This is a genomic window from Flagellimonas sp., assembly GCF_965601775.1.
GTDB lineage: Bacteria > Bacteroidota > Bacteroidia > Flavobacteriales > Flavobacteriaceae > Flagellimonas.
Genome location: NZ_OZ271837.1, coordinates 3851371 through 3873423 on the forward strand (window position 1 = coordinate 3851371; position 22053 = coordinate 3873423).

The window sequence follows — 22053 nt, forward strand, 5'->3', positions numbered from 1 at the left end:
AAAAATGTTAAACGCAAGGCACTTTTTCTATTCGGCGTTCGTGCCTACCGCCTTCAAATTTGGTACTGAGAAAGATTTCCACCATTTCCAAAGCCTGTGGCAAGGCTATAAATCGTGCAGGAAGACTTAAGATATTGGCATCATTATGCTTCCTGGCCAATGCCGCTATTTCTTTGTTCCAACATAAGGCTCCCCGAATCTTTTGGTATTTGTTAATGGTCATACTAGCCCCATTTCCCGTACCACATATCACTATGCCCATATCTACTTCCCCATCTTCAACATTCTTGGCAACCGGATGGGCAAAATCGGGGTAATCCACACTGTCCGTACCATCTGTTCCGTGGTTTACGAATTCTATTTCCTTAGATTTTAATAAGCCTACAATAGCCAACTTATATTCTGTTCCTGCGTGGTCGTTTCCTATGGCTATTTTCATAATACAAGTGCTTACATTATACTAAAACAAAGGTACAATTCTTTTCTAGGTGGGTTGTTTATAAAACTTGACTGCATTTTATAAATACCTCATAGACAAGGTTTTTAAAATAATACCCGTTTGTTGATCTTTTGTAGAAAACTACAGGAAACTAAATTTTGATTTTAGTTCATTTCTTTTCAATAAGAAAATCTTCTTAAACTTTACCTAATATTCCATTAATATTTAATCAACACATTTCAATAAAAAGTATTGGGTAATTAACATTAAATCAATATTTACTTTTCAATAAATCCATGTTGATATATGTTATTAATATTCGTGAAGAAAAAATGTAATCTATTGATTTTAAATTTTTTCATCCTTTGAAAAATTGTGGACAAAATTCTTTTCATGTGCAAAGCAAACTTTTTTTAAAAAAATTATTTCACATTTCAACAAACCATCATAAACAACAGAATTTTAAATTTCAAAAAAAGAAAAAAGTATAATACTATTTCATGTTAATAAAAGATGTTCTTTTTGGTAACTCAATTTATGTAACATCCATAAAGGATTATAATTCGTATTTTTCCAAAAACAAGATGGTTAATGTCGAAAAAAAAGAAAAGGGCAAGAAGCCAAAGGAAGAATGAAATAACCAAAGGTATTTTTACCATTTTAGAGAAAGAACCCTCCAAAAGCTTTAACTACAAGCAAATAGCTGCTAAACTTGGCATCAATGAAACTAGAGATCGTAATGATCTCATTAAAAGATTGGGACAGTTACGGGCAAGTGAGCGGATCGTTGAAGTGGAGCGAGGCAAGTTCCAGAAAAAGCCTTCTTTAAATACATACTTTACCGGAAAAGTCGATGTGACCACTAGTGGAAATGCCTATGTGATGGTAGAAGATTTGGAGGATGACATTTTTGTCCCCTACAATAGATTGAACAAAGCTTTTCATGGGGATACTGTGGAGGTATTTCTCAAACCCAAACGCAATGGAAAGAAACCGGAAGGTGAGATTTCCAATGTCCTGGAACGCAAAAAGAAAACCTATGTAGGTATCGTGGATAAACAAAAAACCTTCGCATTTGTCCGACCTACCGACCCAAAAATGTATACGGACATATTTATTCCCATTGAAAAGTTGAATAAAGCTGAAGATGGGGATAAAGTTTTGGTGAATTTGGAAAATTGGCCAGCAGATGCAGACTCTCCTTTTGGAGTAGTGACGGAAGTTTTAGGGAAACCAGGAGAACACCAAACCGAAATCCATGCTATTCTGGCGGAATATGGTTTACCGTATGAATTTCCCTATGAAGTAGAACAATATGCGAACCAATTGGATACCTCGATAAAGGAAGAAGAAATTGCCAAGCGCAGAGATATGCGGGATGTGCTGACTTTTACTATAGATCCAAAAGATGCCAAGGATTTTGATGATGCCCTGTCCTTTAAAAAATTAGAAAACGGAAATTATGAAATAGGCGTTCATATTGCAGATGTATCCCATTATTTGGAACCCAACACAGTATTGGATGATGAAGCTTATGAAAGGGCCACTTCGGTGTATTTGGTGGATAGAGTGGTTCCAATGTTACCAGAAATTCTTTCAAATAGGGCATGTTCGTTAAGACCGAATGAAGAAAAATACACGTTTTCGGCCATTTTTGAAATGGATAGTCGGGCAAATGTCATCGAGCAGTGGTTTGGAAGAACGGTAATCAATTCCAATGAGCGTTTTGCATATGAAGAAGCACAGCATATTATTGAGACCAAGTCTAATAAGATTCCTAAGGATATTTCGATTCGGAAAGACGGTTATGAGGTTGGAAACAATCTTGTTGAAGCCATTATTCAATTTGATATGCTGGCCAAAATTATGCGAAAACAGCGTATGGATGAGGGAGCCATTTCTTTTGATAAAATTGAAGTACGTTTCGACTTAACCGAAGACAATCAACCAGCTGGAGTATATTTCAAAGAATCCAAAGATGCCAATAAGCTTATTGAAGAGTTTATGCTACTGGCCAATAGAAAGGTAGCGGAGTTTATTGGAAAACAGAAAAAGACCTTTGTGTATCGTATCCATGATGAACCGGATGAAGAAAAATTACTGGCATTGAATGGAGTGATATCCAGATTTGGTCATAGTATTAACCTTAGGGACAAAAAAAGTCTTAATAGCTCTTTAAATCAGCTTTTAAAAGATGTTAGGGGGAAAAAGGAGCAGAATTTGGTAGATACCTTGACGATTCGAAGTATGAGCAAGGCTATCTATACCACCGAGAATATTGGTCACTACGGACTGGGATTTGAGTATTATACGCATTTTACGTCTCCGATACGGCGTTATCCTGATGTAATGGTACATAGATTGCTTCAAAAGTATTTAGACAAGGAGAAGCAGCCAAAAGCGGAGATTTATGAGGAAAAATGCAAACATTCTTCGGATATGGAACTATTGGCGGCCAACGCAGAGCGAGACTCCATTAAGTATATGCAGATTAAATTTATGGAAGACCATAAAGACCAGGAGTTTTTAGGCGTCATTTCTGGTGTTACAGAATGGGGTATTTATGTTGAGATTATTGAAAATAAGTGTGAGGGAATGGTTCGCATTCGTGATATTAAGGATGACTATTATATTTTTGATGAACGTCAATATGCCATCATCGGAGAACGGAGAAAAAAAATGTATCAGTTGGGTGATGAGGTTTGGGTTATGGTAAAGGACACCGACCTAATGAAAAGACACTTGGATTTTTCCTTATTAGGAAAAAAGGAATAGACTTTTTTGAAATAACTGTTATTTTTCAGAAGATGAAAGCAATACAGAGCCTTTTATTTTTGATGATGATTTTGGGTATGCAAGCCCAAGATGGAACAATCACCAAGGATTTGAGAAGCTTTTCTGAAGTAAAGGCTTTTGATGGTTTATCCGTTAATCTAATCAAATCCAATGAGAATAAAGCGGTAATTAAAGGGGCAAATACGAATAAAGTAGCTGTTGTAAACAATGGTGGAGTTTTAAAACTCCGCATGGAAATAGATAAGATTTTCAGTGGCTACCGAACATTCATTGATTTGTATTATTCAGAGAATCTAAAGGTGCTGGACACTAATGAGGATGCTAGAATTTCTTCAGAAGATACTTTCTCACAGAACGTCCTAGAGTTAAAAGCCCAAGAAGGAGGAGAATTGGAAATTAATTGTCAGGTAGAACAATTACTTATAAAAGCAGTGACAGGAGGAGAAGTGATGGCCAAAGGATTTTCTAAAAACCAAGATGTTATTATCAATACCGGTGGAGGTTACAATGGCAAGGAATTGAAAACTGAGTTTACCACGATATCCGTAAATGCTGGAGGAAGGGCAAGTATTTATGCAACGGAATACGTAAAGGCGACCGTTAAGGCCGGGGGCTTGGTTGAGGTATACGGAGACCCGGTAAAGATGGATGAAAAGAAGGTGTTCGGAGGTAAAATAAAACGAATGTAAGAGGGAATGATTGAGGATATCCAAACAGCAATTCCTTTAGGCTTTTTCTTAAGCTTTGTAATAGGCCCGGTTTTTTTTGTGCTGTTGGAAACCAGTGCGACCAAGGGTTTTAGAGCTGCTCTAAGTTTTGATATTGGAGTTATTATCGCAGATATTGTATTTCTACTTATTGCCTATTTCAGTAGTTTTCAATTGTTGGAAAACCTTAGCAACCAGCCAGGACTTTTTGTTTTTGGTGGAATGATTTTACTGGTCTATGGCATTGTAATTTTTGTAAGAAAGGAAACAAAGAAAAAACCAGGACTTAAAATAAAGAAAGGGACCTATCTGGGATTGCTCATTAAAGGGTTTTTGCTCAACTTTATCAATATTGGTGTTTTGGCTTTTTGGCTGGGTATGATGGTGATTGTTGGACCAAGCCTAGATAATGATGCCAATCGGATGGCCATCTTTTTTGGCACAGTAATATCAGTTTACTTTTTTACAGATTTAATTAAAATCTTATTGGCAAAACAATTGAAACGCTACCTGACGGAAGAACGGATTGTTTTATTGAAAAAAGGCTTGGGCATTATTTTGATGGTTTGTGGAATTGTTTTGATAACCAAAGGTTTCTTGCCCAAAGATAGGTTCAATATACAAGAGGGACTGGAGCGTATAAGTGAATAAAAAAAGCCGGTTATAAACCGGCTTTAAGAGGCATCGAGCGGATTCGAACCGCTGTACAAGCTTTTGCAGAGCTGTGCCTAGCCACTCGGCCACGATGCCAATGGTTGGCAAAGCTAAAAATATTTTACGAATCTTTTAGCTAGAAGAGGCTTAAATGTAAGCTTGCTTGAGAGGGATTTACTTTGAGGCATCGGGTGGACTCGAACCACCATAAAAACCTTTGCAAGATTTTGTCTATCCAATTCGACCACAATGCCTTGTGTGAGTCAAAAGTATTAAAAGTAAGTGGGTAAAAATTGCTTCCGAGATATGGTCATCGAGTATTCTCGATTTTTACAGAAACACTTTCCACGTCGCCTCCAATAGGCGGGTTTATCTTGGACACTGATATTTCTACTTTGTGCACCATTTCCAACTCATTTAAAATACGTGAGGAAATTCTTTGCGCCACATGTTCCAGCAATTTAGAACGAATTGCCATTTCCTCCTTCACAATGTTATTTAAATGAACGTAATCTACTGTTTCAGAAAGCTTATCGGAAAGAGATGGTTTGCTTAAATCTGCACGGACTACTATATCCACTCGGTAATCACTCCCAATAAGGCCTTCTTCCCTAAGACAACCATGATTGGCATGTACACGAATGTTATTGAGGCTGATGCTTCCCACTTGTAATGTTTTTTAAGTGGGCGCTAAATTAATCAAATTAATATGTACAACGACAATTGCTCAATCCTTGGAATAAATCCATACCCACGGTCAAGACATGGGTTCCTGTACTATATCCTAAAATTTCATTGGTAATTACTTGATAGGAATAACCAAAATAGAAGTTGCTTTTCTTAAAACCAGCAATGGGCGCAATGTACAAGGGTTCTCCCAGTTGATCATTCAAGAAACGATAAGTAAGCCCCAAGTAGTAATAGTCTTCGAAGTCATGAAAACGGAACTTGGTGTTTAAATCGGTAACAGAACGACCATCATTCTCAAACCATTGAAAGAAAACCGAAGGCTCAACCTCCAACTTACTGTTTTTGTTCTTCATAAAACTATAACCCGTAAACACATAATAATTTCGAAGGGTGTTGGGTTCGAAGACCGGGTTGAATTGGGTCAAATCCTTGTTTAAAAGGTTTGAAGCATTGACACTAAAGTAAAATTTGTCGTAGCGATACAGAACTCCAATATCAAAATTATGGTTAGTTGTTGCTCTGTCATCTGTAGGAAGCTGTCCATTGAACGGCGTAAAGTTTTCTACATCAATCCTAAACTGGTTGAAGTTGTACGAAATACCAAAAGACAAGAAAATATCATCATACCTATTCAAAGTAAGGTGGTGCGCAAAGGAAATCCGTGAACCTCTCTGTTTGGTTTCTCCATTACTGTCATTGTATAAAAGCATACCGATTCCGGAACGATTTCCAATCCGTGCATCAGCCGCCAATGTCTGGGTATCAGGAGCGTCCTCAATACCCACCCACTGGGTAAGCCCATTTAGGCGCACTTTGATGTGGTCACCGATACCCGCATAGGTTGGTGCCATGATAAAAGGATTATCCGCTATATATTGAGAAAGCTGCGGTATGGTCAGCTCCTGACTTCTAGCCGAAAAGGCCAGAAAAAGGATTAAAATTGGGGTACAGAGTTTTTTAAACATTGTTCAGCAGGTTAAGCATCATTGTCGATATAGGGTAAAGTTTCCGATAAATTCCCGGTTGTCATTTTCGCCTTGCAGCTTAATGATATACCAGTAGTCACCGGTAGGGAGCTCACTGTTATTATAAATACCAGTCCATCCGGGATCGCCATATCCCATACGATAGAGCTCTCTACCATAACGATCAAAAATGATCATTAGTACGTTCGGGAAGGCTTCTAAATTGTCTGGAAGCCACTCATCATTGATATTGTCTCCGTCTGGGGTAAAGAAGTCAGGAATCTCAATATCAATGAACTCCATGAAAATTTCCATGGTTACCGAGCAACCATTTTGGTCAATAACAGTTACTGGGTAGGTGTCGGTTCTATTAATTATAAATGTATTGTCAGTTCCGTTGTCTACATCTCCGAAGAAGAAGGTGTAATCTTCAAGACCACCAGTAGCCGTAGCCGTAATCTCATTGATGTTGCTATTTTCAAGTAGAAGCGTCAAAGGTTCAAATGCTTCTATGGTGAAATCCACCGTGTTGACACAGCCATTGGAATGGGCAATAGTCAAATAATGGTCCCCTGGAGGTATGTTGGTAAAGTCTGCTGTCAGTTGCATATCAAGAGGATCCGTGGAGTCTATAGCGTACAACACATCTCCAGATACAGATGGGTCAGCAAACAGAATATTTAAACTGTTGTCAGGGATTATACCATCACAGGAGTACATCGGTGTTACCGTGGCCTCAAGATTTACTCCTGGATTGATTTCAACAAAGACGTTGGTCTCACAACCTTGGGAATCCCTAACAAAAACTACATGGGTCCCTGCAGGTAAGTTCTGGAACAGGATTTGGTCCTGAACAAAATCAGCATCGGCATTGGAATTCAAACTGCTAAAGTAGGGTGCTGTTCCTCCCGTGATGTCCAGTTCAAAAGATCCATCTGCACTATCAAAGCATACTTCATGCATCACATTTATTGCATCGGCAGCAATAGGGTCTGGCTGAATGATGGTAAATTGGAAAGTTTCAAAGCAACCATTTCTATCCTGCGCAATAACGTCATATACACCTGGCGCCAAGTCTGTAAATACATTTTCGGTATCAAATTGGTTGAGGTTTGGAGTAATAGCATAAAGGATTTCACCGGTTCCTCCCGAAACTTCAACAGTAATGGTACCATCCTCAAGACCGGCACAGGTAACATCGGTTGATTCTTGTCTATCGATTTGTAATGGCGCAGGATCATCTATTTGTATAAGTCCACTTGTTACTTGACAGTCCATACTGGTCACATGTACATAATAGCTTCCAGCAAAAAGACCGTTAAATTCTCCATCTGTTTGAGGTCCCGCCACGGAACTAGTCAATCCTGGGTCGGAGAATAATTCGTAGGAATAGTTTCCAAGTCCACCAACGGCATCAGCAACTATGGTCGCAGAGGCTTCTCCAGTACAATTAATAAATGCGGCACTGGCATCTATCAGAACATCTAGAGGAGTGATGGGATCAACTGTAATTTGGTTGGAAATCATGGCTTCACAACCAAAAGCATCTCTCACATAATATTGATACGCCCCGTCAGGAACTGTAAACACATGGGTGTTTCCACCGGCACCCGTCATCGGCGAGAAGACAATATTATCCGTACTAAACTGGTAAGGACCGGTACCACCAGTTGCGGTCAACTCTATTTCTGCAGGATTCGTACACGTCAACTGGGTTAGCTGAATCAAATTGGCCATTACCTCTATAGGTTCACTTATGGTCACTTGAACGGTTTCCACATCACAACTCCATCCATCTGAAACAGTGATGCTGTATATTCCAGCCCCGAGGTTGTTAAAGTCAGCACTTGATTGTAGACCAGAAGAGGTAACAATAGTAGTCCCTGTTGGGTCGTAAATATTCAACTGGTATTGATACACCCCCCTTCCATTAATTACATTGATGGCGGAGACTGTGGCATTAGTGTCTCCGTAGCATACCAATGAGGTTGGAGTAGCAGAAATATCTGCGGTAATTGGTATGGGCTGAACCAAAACCACAGGCCTGTTGATTATACAACCATTGTCGTCTGTGATTTGCACATCAAATGTTCCTGCGGACAGCCCGTCAAAAACAATACTGGTAACGTCTGTAACAGTGTAAACCTGGGTTGTTGTTGTATTGGTTAGCACTATGTCATAAGGTGCATAACCACCAGTTGGAGATACTTCAATCTCACCAAGATTATTGGCGCAAGTTACATTGGCCACTTCCACAGGAGTTGCGTCCAAGGGCATGTCTGGTGAAGCAATAGTAAAGATATTGGAATCTTCTTGACACAATGGGTTGGCCGTTTCTGTTATTCTTACGAAGAAGTTTCCACCGGGCAGATTGGATATGGTCAATGGATTGGTAACTCCACTATTTCCTGAACCTACAATTCCTGTAGTTGTTCCATCGGCGTTAAATACTTCGTAATCATACGCGTCCGAATAACCAGTGACATTAATAGTCGCTTCTCCATTGGTATCCCCAAAACAAGTAACGGGAGTTATAGGAGTGGCTACCACATCAATTAAATCAAATGGGGCAATCTGGTATGGTGTGGTATCTACATAACAACCGGTAACTGTATCGGTTATTCTGAAGGTGTAACTACCCGGAGCAGTAAGCTCGAATACAGCGGTTGTGTTCGTAGGGGTAGTCGTAAGCGTACCTAATGTATTTCCTGTTGGAAGCAGTTCGTAGGTATAGGTGTTTGCTGGAACACCATTGTCGGTTACCGTAATCAAAACCTCTTCTGGATTAGCGCAGTTGATAGCAATATTCCGAGTAACAGCTGCTGAGAATACATTGATTGGTTCTATGGAAACCGCATCTGTCTCTAGACAGTTGTTCGCATCTCTGACATAAACGGTAATATTTTGTGTTACCCCAGTGTCGACAATATCAAACGTGTTTGATGTTTGGAAATTCACATTGTCAATACTATAAAGGTACGGGGCAGTTCCATCTGAAGCAGTGGCTGTTAACGTTACCGTATTCACTGTATTGGATGGGTTACACACAAAGGTGTTTGCCGAAGCCGAAACATTTAGAGCCAATGGCTCGGTTACGGTTTGGTCAAAAAATGCATCACAAGACCTTCCAGAAATTACTCGAACTCGATAATCCCCAGCTGGAAGATTGTCAAACACATTGCTGGTTTGCGCGGTTCTATATGGAGTTCCTAGATTGGTTATTTCATACAGCTCGTAGGTATACACTGGATTAACAGCCGTTGCCGGATCCAATGTTACGGTTAATGAACCATCGGAACCACCATTACAGTTAACAGGGTCCTCTACAACAGCAGTTATCACCGGGTCTACCCTATCGTCTAAATCCAAAGTAATGGTTTTGATACAGGTATGGCCAGTAGCGTTATCGGTTACGCTGAATGAATAGGTACCAGGCATGGTCAGATCAGTGAAAACACCCGTGTTGTTTGTTGGCAATGGCGTAGACAAATCTGGGAAAGTAACAGCATAGGTAAAGTTGCCTGAACCCCCAGTTTGACTTACGGTTACATGACCTCCTGGATCAACAGTACAATCGATTGGTTTGTCCAAAGTTACCTGAGGCACTATTTCATCAAACAATTCAACAGAGTTGGTGGTGTGGGTACAGGACCATTGGTCTGCAATTTCCACTACATAAAGACCTGCACCTAAACCTGAGAAAATAGGACTTGTTTGAGGTGAACCAACCAAAGTTCCATTTCTTCTAAGTTGGAAGGTATAGTTTGCATTTTGACCACCAGTGGTACCTACAACTTCGATTTCACCTTCAACATTGGTACAATTCGGGTTGTTGATTTGTAAAGTTGCGGTGATAGCCGTTGGATCAACTAGGATGACATCAGGCAATTGTAATTCACAATCGAATTGATCCTTAATCCAAACCTGGTAGGTTGTTCCAGGAGCGCCTCCACCAGATAGGTTTTGGAACAATGGGGAAGCCACATAATCGGTAGGAGCTGTAGGAGCTGCCGTGCCCACATAATAGCTGTATCCTCCCCATCCGCCGGCAGCGTTGATGATTTCTATACTACCATCATTCAAGGCACAAGTGACTTCGGAAACTTGAGTGTTAGCAGAAAGACCAACGCTTGGACCCGCTATGTTGAAAGTTTGTAAGTAGGTGCAATCAGAACCAGGAGGATTGTCATCAACCACCTCGATAAAATAGGTTCCGGCGGCCAAACCAGTAATAGTAAAAGCACCATCCGCATCGGCGCCAATGGAAGTCACGTCATCTGCTAAATTCGTAGGCGTGTTGTTGACATCATAATACAAAGTATAGCTTGTAGCTCCTGTATACGTGGTGCTAGCAGCATCCTGAAGATCTATCTCAACCGTACCGTTAGTGTCTCCAAAACAGGTAATGTCTGTAGTGTTCACTATATTAAGATTTAGCACGGCGGGGTCAACTACTTCATGACTAATGGTTATGATACAACCGGTAACGGTATTTTGAACCTCAAAGTTATGAGTTCCTATTGCCAACCCAGTAAAGCTTCCCGAGGCCTGGAATGTACCGCTAGGTAATAATCTAAATTGATAATTTCCAGGATGGGAGGTTGAGTTTGTTATGGATCCTGTTGCGGTAATTGTAATATCTTCACCCGCAAGACAAGTTGCCGCTAGATCTATAGCAACACTAGCAGATAGTAGTTCGTCAAATGCAGCAATACTTGCAGTGGTAGAGCCTACACAACCTTGATTATCATAAACATTGATAATGTAGGAACCACCCGTAGTATTGGTTTCAGTATAAACATTGTTTGCCCCACTTTGAACAACTACATCATCTCCAGTTCCAACAGTTCCTTGGTCGTTGATGAATTCGTAAATCACATAGGTGCCACTTCCTCCCGTAATAGAGGCAGTATCGATTGTTATGGTAGCATTGTCGGTGTTATTTCCTGAAGTACATCCAAATTCAACAACGGATGCATTTACATTGGAGATTGGGTCGGGTTGGGTAATTACCTGTGTTGCTGTGGAGGCACATCCATTTGCAGCGGTAATTTCAATCGTATATGTAATTCCAGCCAAAGTACCCTCTAGCCCATCAAATACTGCAGAATTGTTATTTGAAGTTGTTGGGGCAATCGGGAAAGTAGCCGAGCTGCCAGGGCCAGAAATAATTCGGAAACTATACGGATCCGTTCCATTCTCTATGGCGCTCACGTTGATGGTTCCATTATCATCCCCATTACAAGTAACATTACTAAATGACGTAATGTTGAACGATGGGGTTAAAGCTGGTGGAACAGCAATGTTGAACACCCTAGTACATGGCGTTGAGGTGTTGTTATCGAATACGGTAATCGTATAATTTTCAGCAGTTGAGGTGGTAAATACAAAAGGATTACTAGTCAGGTTGGTTCTACTTACCACTGTTCCCGTTCCATCAGTTATTTCATAATCGTAGCTTCCAGACCCAGAAGTAACATTTATAGTAATTTCAGCATCAGGACTTACAGAGCAATCCAACAACTTAGTAAGTTGAACATCAGCCTGAAGCAATGGATGGACAGTTGCTGTTGATGTGTCCATACATCCGTTGCTGTCACGAATTGCAATGTTGTATGTTCCTGCAGTAAGATTATTGAAAACATTGTTAGATTCAAATGTTGTTCCCCCATCTATGGAATAAAAAATCTGTGGCGCGGTACTTGTTGCCGTAATAGTTATGGTTGCGGGATCAGTACAATTATCAACTACAACATTATCAATGGTTGGATTCGGAGTCAATGTTAGGGAAACGTAACCCAACTCAGCCGAACAACCATATTGATCTTCTATGGAAACTCGGTAGCTTCCTGCTGCAGAATTTGCAGGAACTTCAAGCGGATTATCCGTAGTGGATGAAGCAATGGTTACATCATCTGTTAAGTCACCGGGAGTGTTGTTTATATCGTGGAACAGATTGAAGGTATAAATTCCACCGCCTCCAGCTGGATTTTGAACTTGAATTAGACCTGGGTCAGCACAGCTTATGTTTTGAAGCACAACCGGAGTCCCCGTAAGCGGGTCCAATTCCAACAGAATGTCGTTTTCGCTACCAACCAAACAGTTATTTGGAGCAGCGCCCTGGATTTCAACAAAATAGGTTCCAGCACCAAGGCCTAAGACTGGAGCAACAGGAACCGTAAAGGAATCCCCTGAAGTAAATCCAGCTACAGTACCTGAGTTAATGGAAACCGTTGGGTTGGTAAGTTCATACAAGTCCCAATTGAAAGTACCTCCAAGTTCTCCTGGAGTGGTCTCAGTTACTGTGTAGGTAATTTGTCCGTTACTTGAACCAGAACAACTTGGCGTTACCACCGATGTTATTTCAACTGGCGGAGGAGCCACATCATTTACATTAACGGTACTTTGCCTCACACAAGGACTAGAATCTCTTACGTAGAATACATAAGTCCTACCTGGAACTAATCCTGTAAACACATGGCTTCCTGCTGTAGGGGCCGTCCATGTTGCCGTAGCCGCGTCAAAATTAACAGGGTCATCGGAGTAGGTGTACTCGTAGTTTGGCGTACCTTGAGTACCCTGTACGGTTACTTGAAGATCATTACAATCCACTACAATAGCAGATATGGTAATATTCAAATCATCAAGCGGGAATGGTATTTGATATTGTGGTAAATCAATCTGGCACAAGGTATTGTTAGATCCATCAACAGTTCGAATTGAAGGGTTCACAACAGTGCCCGAAGCGTATATGGTCCCGGTTATAGGGTCCATACCTGTAAACGTATCACTGGTTTGCCAGTTCAACCCTCCATCAGCACTAAACTGTAATGTGCCAGTAAGGGTTAATGGATAATTATCAAACTCAAAACCAGTAAGATTTATATCAGGGTCACAACCTGGAGGGAGTATGGGAAAAATATCAGCGGTCAACTCGTCCGGGTTATTCAAGGTCACAGGGGTCTCTGTAACGGTACATCCTGTGGCATCTGTTACGCTGATGGTATAGTTCCCATGTAGAAGGTTAAAATACGTTTGTGTGGTCACCAACACATTTGTATCTGTTTGATTTCCCGCCCCAGCGTTGTCCAAATCAGTTATTTGAATTGTAAATGGGGCGATACCTGATGTGATATCAACTTCAATAGACCCCAATCCATCATGACATTGCGGATCCGTTGGGGTGTTTACCACAGTCAATGGAGTGGCAGGATTTACAGTTACAGTTTCTACATACTCACAGAAGGGGGCTGTCGCGGAATTGTCTCGCACATACACATCATAGTCTCCATCATTTCCTGCGGAAACGGTAAATGTATTTGTAGTGGAGAACAATCCAGTCGGACTGGTTGTAGTGGGCACAAAAGCGTATTCCAAATTAGGAACGCCTCCAGAAGCGGTTACCGTAATGCTTCCATCTGCACATGTACTAACATCAACTACATCGACAGAGGCAACAAGCGCATCGGTTATCGTTATATTTTGTACGGTTCCTTCGCAACCAAAGCCATCACGTACGTTAACCGCATAGTTTCCAGCGGAAAGACTTGAGAACGTATAGGTAGTAGCGGTAGTAGGAGTAGGGGTCAACCACGGACCACCATCCAAACTAAATTGATAATCCCCATTTCCAGCAGTAACATTTATGGTAATTGTACCATCATTGTTTCCGCTATAACAGGCAGTTGGCGTAGAAGTAAATGTGATCGGTGTTGGCGCTACAACCGAGATAGGCGTATCGATTAAATCTTCACAAAGGTTGGCATCTCTAACACGTATATTGTAATCCCCAGCAGCAAGACCTGTAAACACATCAGAAGTTTGATAGGCCACTACAACTGCACCTAAAGTATCTTCCAATTGGTATTCGTAAGAAGGGGTTCCCCCTGCTCCACTTGCAGTAATGATTGCCCCGCCGTTTGTACAAGTAAGTACAGTCGTAAGCGCGGCACTGGCAACCACTGCAGTAGGTTCCGATATGGTCTGGTTAAGCGTAAAAGTACAGGTGTTGTCCAATACATCACGCACTTCAATTTGATAGGTTCCTGCAACAATGTTATCTCCAGTTGTACCTGTGGAAAGAATCACTGGGCTTGTCGTGGAAACAGTAAAAGGACCGGAAGTTCCAATTCGATATTCGAATCCATTTACAGCGTCAAAGTTTTCTACCTCAAAGGTGATAGAGCCGTCATTTCCTGCGTTACAACTTACATCGGAAAAAGCGGTAATGGAGGCATCGAAGGCATTTCCAGCATCTACGGTAACTGTGGTCTGTACCACACAATCACTGCCATAGTTAACATCAATGGTATGGGTTCCCACCGCCACATTATTGAATACATTGCTTGACTGTGCGGTACCGCCGTTTAAACTGTAGGTATAGGATGGGTCATTGGGTAGTGTTGTAATATTTCCTGTGCCGTCGCAATTATAGACTACAGATGCACTAAGGGTTGGCTCTGTAGGAAGTGGTGCTATGATAACATTGGGTAACGTAATCAAACACCCAATTGCATTCGCATCTCTAACCTGGATAGAATATGTGCCATCTGTAAGATCCGTAAAGGTTGTTCCGCCAGTGGTTGAAGCCGTCCAAGGCCCTCCATTAATGCTATATTGATAGTCTCCTGACCCTCCTGAAGTTGCAGTTACACTACCCACGGTAATTTGTCCCAATTGTAAACATGTGTAAGCCTGAGTTTGAGTGGCTTCAGCAACCAGTTGGCTGGGCTCTGTTACGGTTATGGAATCTGTAGTTTCGCAATTGTTGGCATCCCGAATTCTTAGGTCATAAGTTCCGGCAGTAAGATTTACAAAGTTGCCCGAGACCTGATAATTTGTTCCGTCATCAATACTAAATAAGTAAGGTCCTTCTCCACCAGAAGCACTAAGGGTAATGGAACCATCCGACCCCCCAAAGCAACTAACAGCAGTAAAGCTTGAAGTAATTGAAAGGGGTGAATCCTGAACAATGGTTAAATCGAATGAAGCCTCGCAAAAACCTGAGGCCCCAGCATTGTCACGTACATATACATCATAATCTCCTGCACCTGAAATGTTTGTTGGGTTTGTGGTTGAGAAGTCACCAGCCACTGGGGTAACACCATCGGCAACAATAGCAAAGACATAGTTGCCATCACCGCCTGCAGGAGTAATATTCACATCAGTGTCTGTTGTACAAGCCGTAATATTTGGCGCAGAGGCCACCACAGTTAACTCTGGATTTATTGTTATGGTTTCAGTATCTGTACAGTTGTTTCCGTCACGAACCTCAATGGTGTACGTGCCTGAGGTTAGTCCGGGAAAAACATTGTTAGTTCCAAAAACACCACCGTTTAGGCTGTATTCATAGTTACCGTCCCCGCCGGAAGTAACATTTGCAGTCAAGGTCAAACCTACCCCACTATCAAAGCAAAAATCATTTGGAACAATTGCCAGTACTGGCGGAACCGCTGCATTTAGGGTAAAATTAGTAGTAACCACACACCCATTGGCATCTGTTACCGAAGCGGTGTACAGACCTGTTTGGGTTAAATTATTGAATACCCCTGTGCTATTGGTGCCAAAAGGTGTAGCATCAGGGTTGGTGAGAGTAAAACTGTTACCTCCCCATCCTCCTGTGGAGGTAAGGGTTACACTACCATTGGTAATACATGTGGGTTGAACTTCAGAAGCACTTAAGGTCAATGCTGCCGGGGGAGCATTGATGGTAACACTCGTGGTAGCCGTGCAGTTAGTCAAGTTGTCGGTTACTGTAATATTATATGTACCATCATCTAAATTGTTCAGGGAAATAGTTCCAGTGGTTTCATTGTTTCCATTGAAATTAGCTGGACCCGTAATCGCATAGTCGTAATCGGTATTGAAGTCAGATACCGTAAAAGACAATTCACCATCTGTGCTGGTTAAACAACTAATGTTGCTTATTAATTGACCCGTAACATTAATTTGGGAAACAGGGTTTATGGTAAATGATTCTTCATAGACACACCCCCTGCCGTCAGTAACCCTAAAGTTGTAGGTGTCCGGTGCAAGACCATTAAAATCGGCGCTATTGCCAGAGATTGATGTTGCTGCAACAGGCGCAGGTGCAATTATTTCAAAAACAAAGGGCGCATCTCCATTGACCGAGGTAACTGTTACATCTGAAGTCAATGCTGGACAGTTTGGGGTAGTAGAAGTAAATGTCAAATCCGTTGGTGGATTCAACGGAGCAAATACTATAGCATTTGTAACAAACGTACAGTTATTGGCATCTCTGACCGTAATTGTATATGTTCCGTCGGTAAGATTAGAGAAAGTCTCGGCGCCAGCTCCACTTACAAAATTGATTCCGTCTATACTGTACTCATAGGGAGCTGTTCCGCCAGTAACATTCTGGGCTTCTATAATACCATTTTGCAAACAAGTAAAATCTTGAATTAAAACCGCATCTGCAGAAATGCCTGCGGCCGGTTGTGTAATGGTAAATGCATCTACCTGATCACAACTAACCGCGCCTTGAGTTTGTGTAATAGTAACAGTGTAATCACCTGCGGGCAAATTGGTGAATGACCCTGAGGTGTTAGTAATTGGCGTCCCTACGGTTGGGGTAAGAGTAAAGTCTAATGTATAACCATTGGTGTTGGTTACATTATATGTAACGGAACCATCATTTCCACCAAAACAAGAGACTTCGGTCTGTGACGTGGTGTACACAATCGCAGGTGCGACCACGATGGTTACCTCATTGGAAATAAAACTACAGTTGTTTCCATCTACAACAACAAACTCGTAATCCCCCTCTTCCCCATTGGTAAAGGTAAAGTCGTTGGCAACTTGATAAGCGCTTCCGGGAATGTCTCCGATAGACGTGTATAAGTCTACCCCATTATAACTCCAAATGGCGTAAGCATATTCTGGATTTGGAAAACCTCCCGAACCAGTTACAGTAATGATACCATCGGTACAATCAATGTTTTTGGTAGTGACCGCGGTTAGATCTAAGTCAGTTACATCGTTGATAGTGACCTGTTCGGTATAGTTACAACCATCATCGGTGGTGACTAGAATATCATAGACACCATCATTTAGGTTTTCGAAAGTGTAGTTATTGTCAGCTGAAGGCCCAAAGGTGTCTACTGTGGTGCCTCCCTGTGAAATCTCATAATAATATTGTGGTTCAACATTTAAGACGGATATAGATATTTCGCCCAATCCATTACAGTCCGTATCTCTGGTGGTAACGTCAACTTGGAAATCACGATTTAGAATACCAATGTTATCCAAAACAAATACACATCCATCGGTTACTCCTTGTTGACGCATTTCTACCGTATAGGCACCATTGGTAGTAATGTCGAAACTTGGACTTGGATTGTATGCAACTAGTTCATTTCCTGTGGATTGATCTATCAATCGATATTCATAATCCAAAGGCATATTGGTAACCGTGATATTACCATCGGTATTACAGATGATGTCACGTGTATTCACCTGAGGGTCTAGCGGATTTTTGAAAATGTTGAAGTAGAACCTACTAAAACATCCGTTTTGGTAATTGATTACCAGACGATATTGACCAGCGTCTGAGGCCAAAAAGTCACTTCCTGTATCTACTACATTCCAGGTACATCCTGCATTTGTATTGGCACAATCAGCAGTTGCTGCAGCACAACTCGTTTCATCAAGAAGCTCCCAATCGATGCTATCTGCATCTGGAATATTGACTTGTACAAGCTCAGTATCGTTAAGGCCGCAAAGGAAAATTTGAGGTAGTTCACTACCATCATTCGGACAAATGACAATCTCCCCTTCAACCGTGTTCGTTGTATCATTGATAAGGGTTGTAATTGGGTTGGTCAAAGTCGCCCCCGCACTTTCAACAATAATGATTTCTGCAAAATCTTTACATGGGTCAGCAACTTGCTTATCCACGATATAGGTGCCTGGTTGGTCCACATTTAATGTACTCGGGTCACCGTCAGGGTCACCATCATTTAGAACGGTATCTCCTGCATCAATGGCATTGTTACCATTTTCGTCCCTGTACCATATATAGGCATCGAAGTTATCTCCTGCATCAAGAGTTACATCTGCACCACATAATTGTACGGTTCTTGTAAAATTACACGCAGAAAGGTCGTCCAAAAGGAAGTTGGTGGCACCAGGTGTGGTAAATCCGCAATCATCAAAATTGGATACACTCGGGTCATCACTAATGACATTATCATTGATAATTCCTTCATATGTTGAAAATGCCTGATTTTCAATAATATCCGTACAAGCATCTACAAAATCAAAACAATTTTCCGCAACCTGAACCCGCATCCTGATTTGTGCAATGGGGTCTCCTTCCTCTACCAAATTGTCTGGAATAGAGAATGTAATTTCTTGGTTTGCCGCATCATAAACATAGGTTACTCCAGCGGGAACGGTAATATTGGTTTCGTCCAGCGTGACATTGGTAGGAAGAACATCACGTATCGAATAATTGGTGGCGTCGTCATTCCCAGTATTTATAAAGGACAAGATATACTCCAAGTTCTGTCCAAGATTTACCCCTAAACCTGTAATGTCGTTACCCCCGATATCTTCTACCCTTTTTTCCAGAACTATTTGAGGTTCAATGATTTCCACAGCAAAAGTCACCAAAAAGGAGGCAAACCAATCCCCACTCGTGCCTAACCTTAGGGTAGCGCTAGTATCACCATTGTCTATGATACTATTTCCCGGGTTGTTGAGGTCAAAAACATCTGAGTCAAACCCGATTGCGTTGGTACTATTGATGTTTCTGGTGGCAACATTTACCCCATCTTCGGTTATAGTGGAGTTGAAAAAGTTGTTGTTTGGATTGGCCGCGTTGGTTATATCCGTAAAGGAAGAACTACTGTTGGAAATAATACCAAAGGTATCTCCAGAAAGGGAAGTTTCCCCCTCCAAAGTACTTACCCCTAATCGTGCATTTACCGGACCAAAAGGAATAGTATTAAATCCTGAAACGGTGATATCCGCAGTACTATTTCCCGATTGGGTCGTTACCCCTTCATAGCCATCAAAAACGGAAATATATCTTCCTGGAAGTGTCGGGTTTTCATAGATAACCACTAAGGTCCATCCGGCCGCGCCATAGGTTGTGGCCCCTCTGGTTCCTCGAACATTTCCCACAAAATATTCACCTGTTGGGTCCGGCAAAGCCCTAAGAATATTGGTTACGTTTTTAAAACAAACATAGGGGTCGTTAGCAATGGTATTGTACCCATCAACTATTATTTCGTCTTCTTCTCCAACGGGGTCAACAGCGGTGTCTGCTTGGAGATCAATATAAGTTGCGCTGCCGGGAGTTCTTAATTTTACAGAGGTTACATCATAATGGTTGCTGTCATCCGTAAAAACATGAACGTATCGACTCCTATGGTCTCCATCTCTTTCCACATCATAATTTCCAGCCCAATAGAGTCCAGCCCAATAGATTTGTGAACAATCAGGAAGGGTTAGCGTAGAGCTACTTGAATTAAAGGTGGTAGGGTCAGAATCTATATCCACATATTCCACATGCAGGCTATTGTTACTACCATTCCCAGTGTAGGGAGTGTTAACACCGGTACCATCGGATAAAACCCGGTTCATTACACTATTTGACAAGAAAGTGTAGTCACCTTTAATATTGATAAAGGTGTTGCCATCTATTAAACGCGGCGTAAAAGGCACGTCCTGCGCTGTGGCAAATAGAGTAGTAAAACATGACCAGAGGAGGCATAGTTTTAACTTAAAGATATGTTTGGTCATTTCTAACTATAGGCTTTTGGTTTTACCCGCATAATCCACATGTCGTCATCATACGAGGCGTTCAGTTTGGTGTAATATGAGGTTAAAGCGTTTGTCCAGGTGTCGTGTTTTTTCAAGTACACATAGCGAAATTTGTCCTCTGGATTTGTGAAGTATTTTGCATCAAGCCCCCTGGACTGGAGCTCTTTTACAAATTTTCGGGCATCTCTTGATGTCGCAAATACACTGGCTATAATATAATAGCCGGAACCGTGCCCATCAATATTGTAGGTTTCGAACATACCTTGATTTCCCTTCTTTTGATGGGACGTTTTGGTTTGTCGCGCTACAGGAAATGCCGTAATATCGTTTTGAACAGACATGACCCACATAGGAGATTTAAATTTTCCAGATAGCTTGGATCTGTACTGTTCCTTGATTTGTTTTTTAGATTGCGAATGTTCTAGGTAAACATATTTTAGATTGTTTCGTGGATTTACGAAATACCCCGCATCAATACCCGAATCATATAACTCGCCCAAGAAGCGGTTTAGATTTTCATCTTCTCGATACACATTGGCAATCAAATAGTGACCACTTTCAACATCTGGTATTTCAAATGTTGGATACGCAGCGCCTAACTTTTTAGAGGTGGACTTTGAGGAAGATGTGTTTACGGTTCTATCTCTAGCCACGCTTGAAGTTCTTGCAACAGCATTGGTGCTAGAATTCTTGTCGATTTTTATAACTCTTTTTATTGAAGAAGCGTTGGCTGGACCATGATTGGATATGGGTTGTTTAGGAGTTCTACTTACCAAGGATGTGCTATCCACATTTTGGAAGTAGAGTTCCTTTGCTCTTTTCTCTACATCTGGTCGGTCGCCTCCGGTTTCTCTCCTCACCATTTTCATTACAGATTCAAAGCGACGCTCCAAATCTTGTTTTCTATTTTGTTCTATGGAATCTTGACGGAATAACAGCTCATCTAGAATGGCATCATTTTCGGCCAATTTATCCTTCAATTGCGCTATTTCCAGGTCTTTGTCTGAGAGGTTTAAGTTTTCTTCGGGAACCTCATCATTCTCGGCAAGATCATTGTCTTTTTCAAGTAAAACACGATCTTCGGTTAGGTTTGGAGTGAAGGAGTAGGCCAATGAAACCTCATGACTCACACCGAAGTTTTCAAAATTGTTGGATAGCCCTTTTTCTACGGTATATCCGATGGAGAGGTTTTTGTTGAGATTGAAACCCAACCCAGCGGATGCGCCATAAAAATCATCATATCCAGCCTGCACCCATCCTAACTTGGGCAAATCCATAACTAAACTTCCTCCTAGCGTAAGGTCCTCTTCACCTACCTTTCTTACTCGTGCAAGCGGCATTAGTCGTCCTTGTTCCAAGATTCCCGCAGCATTTTTAAACTGATGGGTATATTGCAAGTGGCCCGAATAGGTTTTTTCGTTGAAATCGGTGATGGATTCACTGTTTTTTAAGTTGTAATCAAATAAGTTTTCAGCAAACCCGCCAATATCAAATTGTCCAAATGAAATATTGAATCCCGGTTGAAATGAAATTAACGAACTACTTTCCAGACTGTTAAGGAATGGGTCGTCATCCACAGAGTTTGCCCTATTTTGATTAAAAGCACTTTGATAATAGGAAAAGTTGGCACCAAAGGTGAAGTTACTTTTTGGACTTAAACGTACGCCATAAGCATAGTTGGCATGTACACCAAAATTGTTAAAAAGCCCTTCTCGATTCGTGAACAAACTTAATCCGACACCACTTCTATCTCCAACCCTACCGCTGTAACTTAGGAAATAGACTTGGTTGTTATCATCAAAGGATACCGATTGGTTTCTATGGAACAGATTAATGTATGACTTGTCCTCTCTAACGGTTGAAAAAGTAGGGTTTATCAAGAACCTATTGAACTTCAAAAGGTTTTGGGAAGGAACCTCATAACTAACAAACGGGTTCTCTTCCTGACCCTTAAGGCCAAGAAGGAACAACAATGATAAGGCTGTTAATACTATATGTTTGTTGAGGTTCATTC

General features: G+C 41.3%; 8 protein-coding genes and 2 tRNA genes. 3 read left to right on the forward strand and 7 right to left on the reverse strand.

Going from position 1 to position 22053, the window contains the following annotated elements; all coding sequences use genetic code 11:
* Window positions 1-7: 7 nt before the first annotated feature.
* Window positions 8-439: a ribose 5-phosphate isomerase B gene (rpiB, locus tag ACSLUF_RS17815; protein WP_435624018.1), complete on the reverse strand. Its 432-nt coding sequence runs from the start codon at window positions 437-439 to the stop codon at window positions 8-10.
* A 591-nt stretch (window positions 440-1030) separates the two neighbouring features.
* Between rpiB and rnr the strand changes: the two genes are divergently transcribed.
* From rnr to ACSLUF_RS17830, 3 genes are read left to right on the forward strand one after another with little or no spacing between them, the layout of a single operon-like run.
* Window positions 1031-3214: a ribonuclease R gene (gene rnr, locus ACSLUF_RS17820; RefSeq protein ID WP_435624019.1), complete on the forward strand. Its 2184-nt coding sequence runs from the start codon at window positions 1031-1033 to the stop codon at window positions 3212-3214.
* A gap of 32 nt (window positions 3215-3246) precedes the next feature.
* Window positions 3247-3924, forward strand: a complete 678-nt coding sequence (locus tag ACSLUF_RS17825; RefSeq protein ID WP_435624020.1) for a head GIN domain-containing protein — start codon at window positions 3247-3249, stop codon at window positions 3922-3924.
* Window positions 3925-3930: 6 nt separating this feature from the next.
* Complete coding sequence (locus tag ACSLUF_RS17830) at window positions 3931-4593, forward strand: LysE family translocator (protein ID WP_435624021.1); 663 nt, start codon at window positions 3931-3933, stop codon at window positions 4591-4593.
* A 28-nt stretch (window positions 4594-4621) separates the two neighbouring features.
* On the opposite strand, the gene ACSLUF_RS17835 is transcribed toward ACSLUF_RS17830, so the two are convergent.
* From ACSLUF_RS17835 to ACSLUF_RS17860, 6 genes are all read right to left on the reverse strand, one after another.
* Window positions 4622-4692 (reverse strand) — tRNA-Cys (locus ACSLUF_RS17835).
* Between the two features lie 86 nt (window positions 4693-4778).
* Window positions 4779-4850 (reverse strand) — tRNA-Cys (locus ACSLUF_RS17840).
* A 56-nt stretch (window positions 4851-4906) separates the two neighbouring features.
* Window positions 4907-5263 carry a dihydroneopterin aldolase gene (gene folB, locus ACSLUF_RS17845; RefSeq protein ID WP_435624022.1) on the reverse strand — a complete coding sequence of 119 codons (357 nt, stop codon included), beginning with the start codon at window positions 5261-5263 and terminating at the stop codon, window positions 4907-4909.
* 37 nt (window positions 5264-5300) lie between these two features.
* Window positions 5301-6251 (reverse strand): PorP/SprF family type IX secretion system membrane protein, encoded by a 951-nt coding sequence (locus ACSLUF_RS17850; RefSeq protein ID WP_435624023.1) that lies wholly within the window; start codon window positions 6249-6251, stop codon window positions 5301-5303.
* 18 nt (window positions 6252-6269) lie between these two features.
* On the reverse strand, window positions 6270-20018 hold the full coding sequence (locus tag ACSLUF_RS17855) for a T9SS type B sorting domain-containing protein (protein ID WP_435624024.1): 13749 nt from the start codon (window positions 20016-20018) through the stop codon (window positions 6270-6272).
* Window positions 20019-20020: 2 nt separating this feature from the next.
* A complete protein-coding gene (locus ACSLUF_RS17860; RefSeq protein WP_435624025.1) occupies window positions 20021-22051 on the reverse strand; it encodes a PorP/SprF family type IX secretion system membrane protein in 2031 nt (676 codons plus the stop codon).
* Between the last annotated feature and the right edge of the window lie 2 nt (window positions 22052-22053).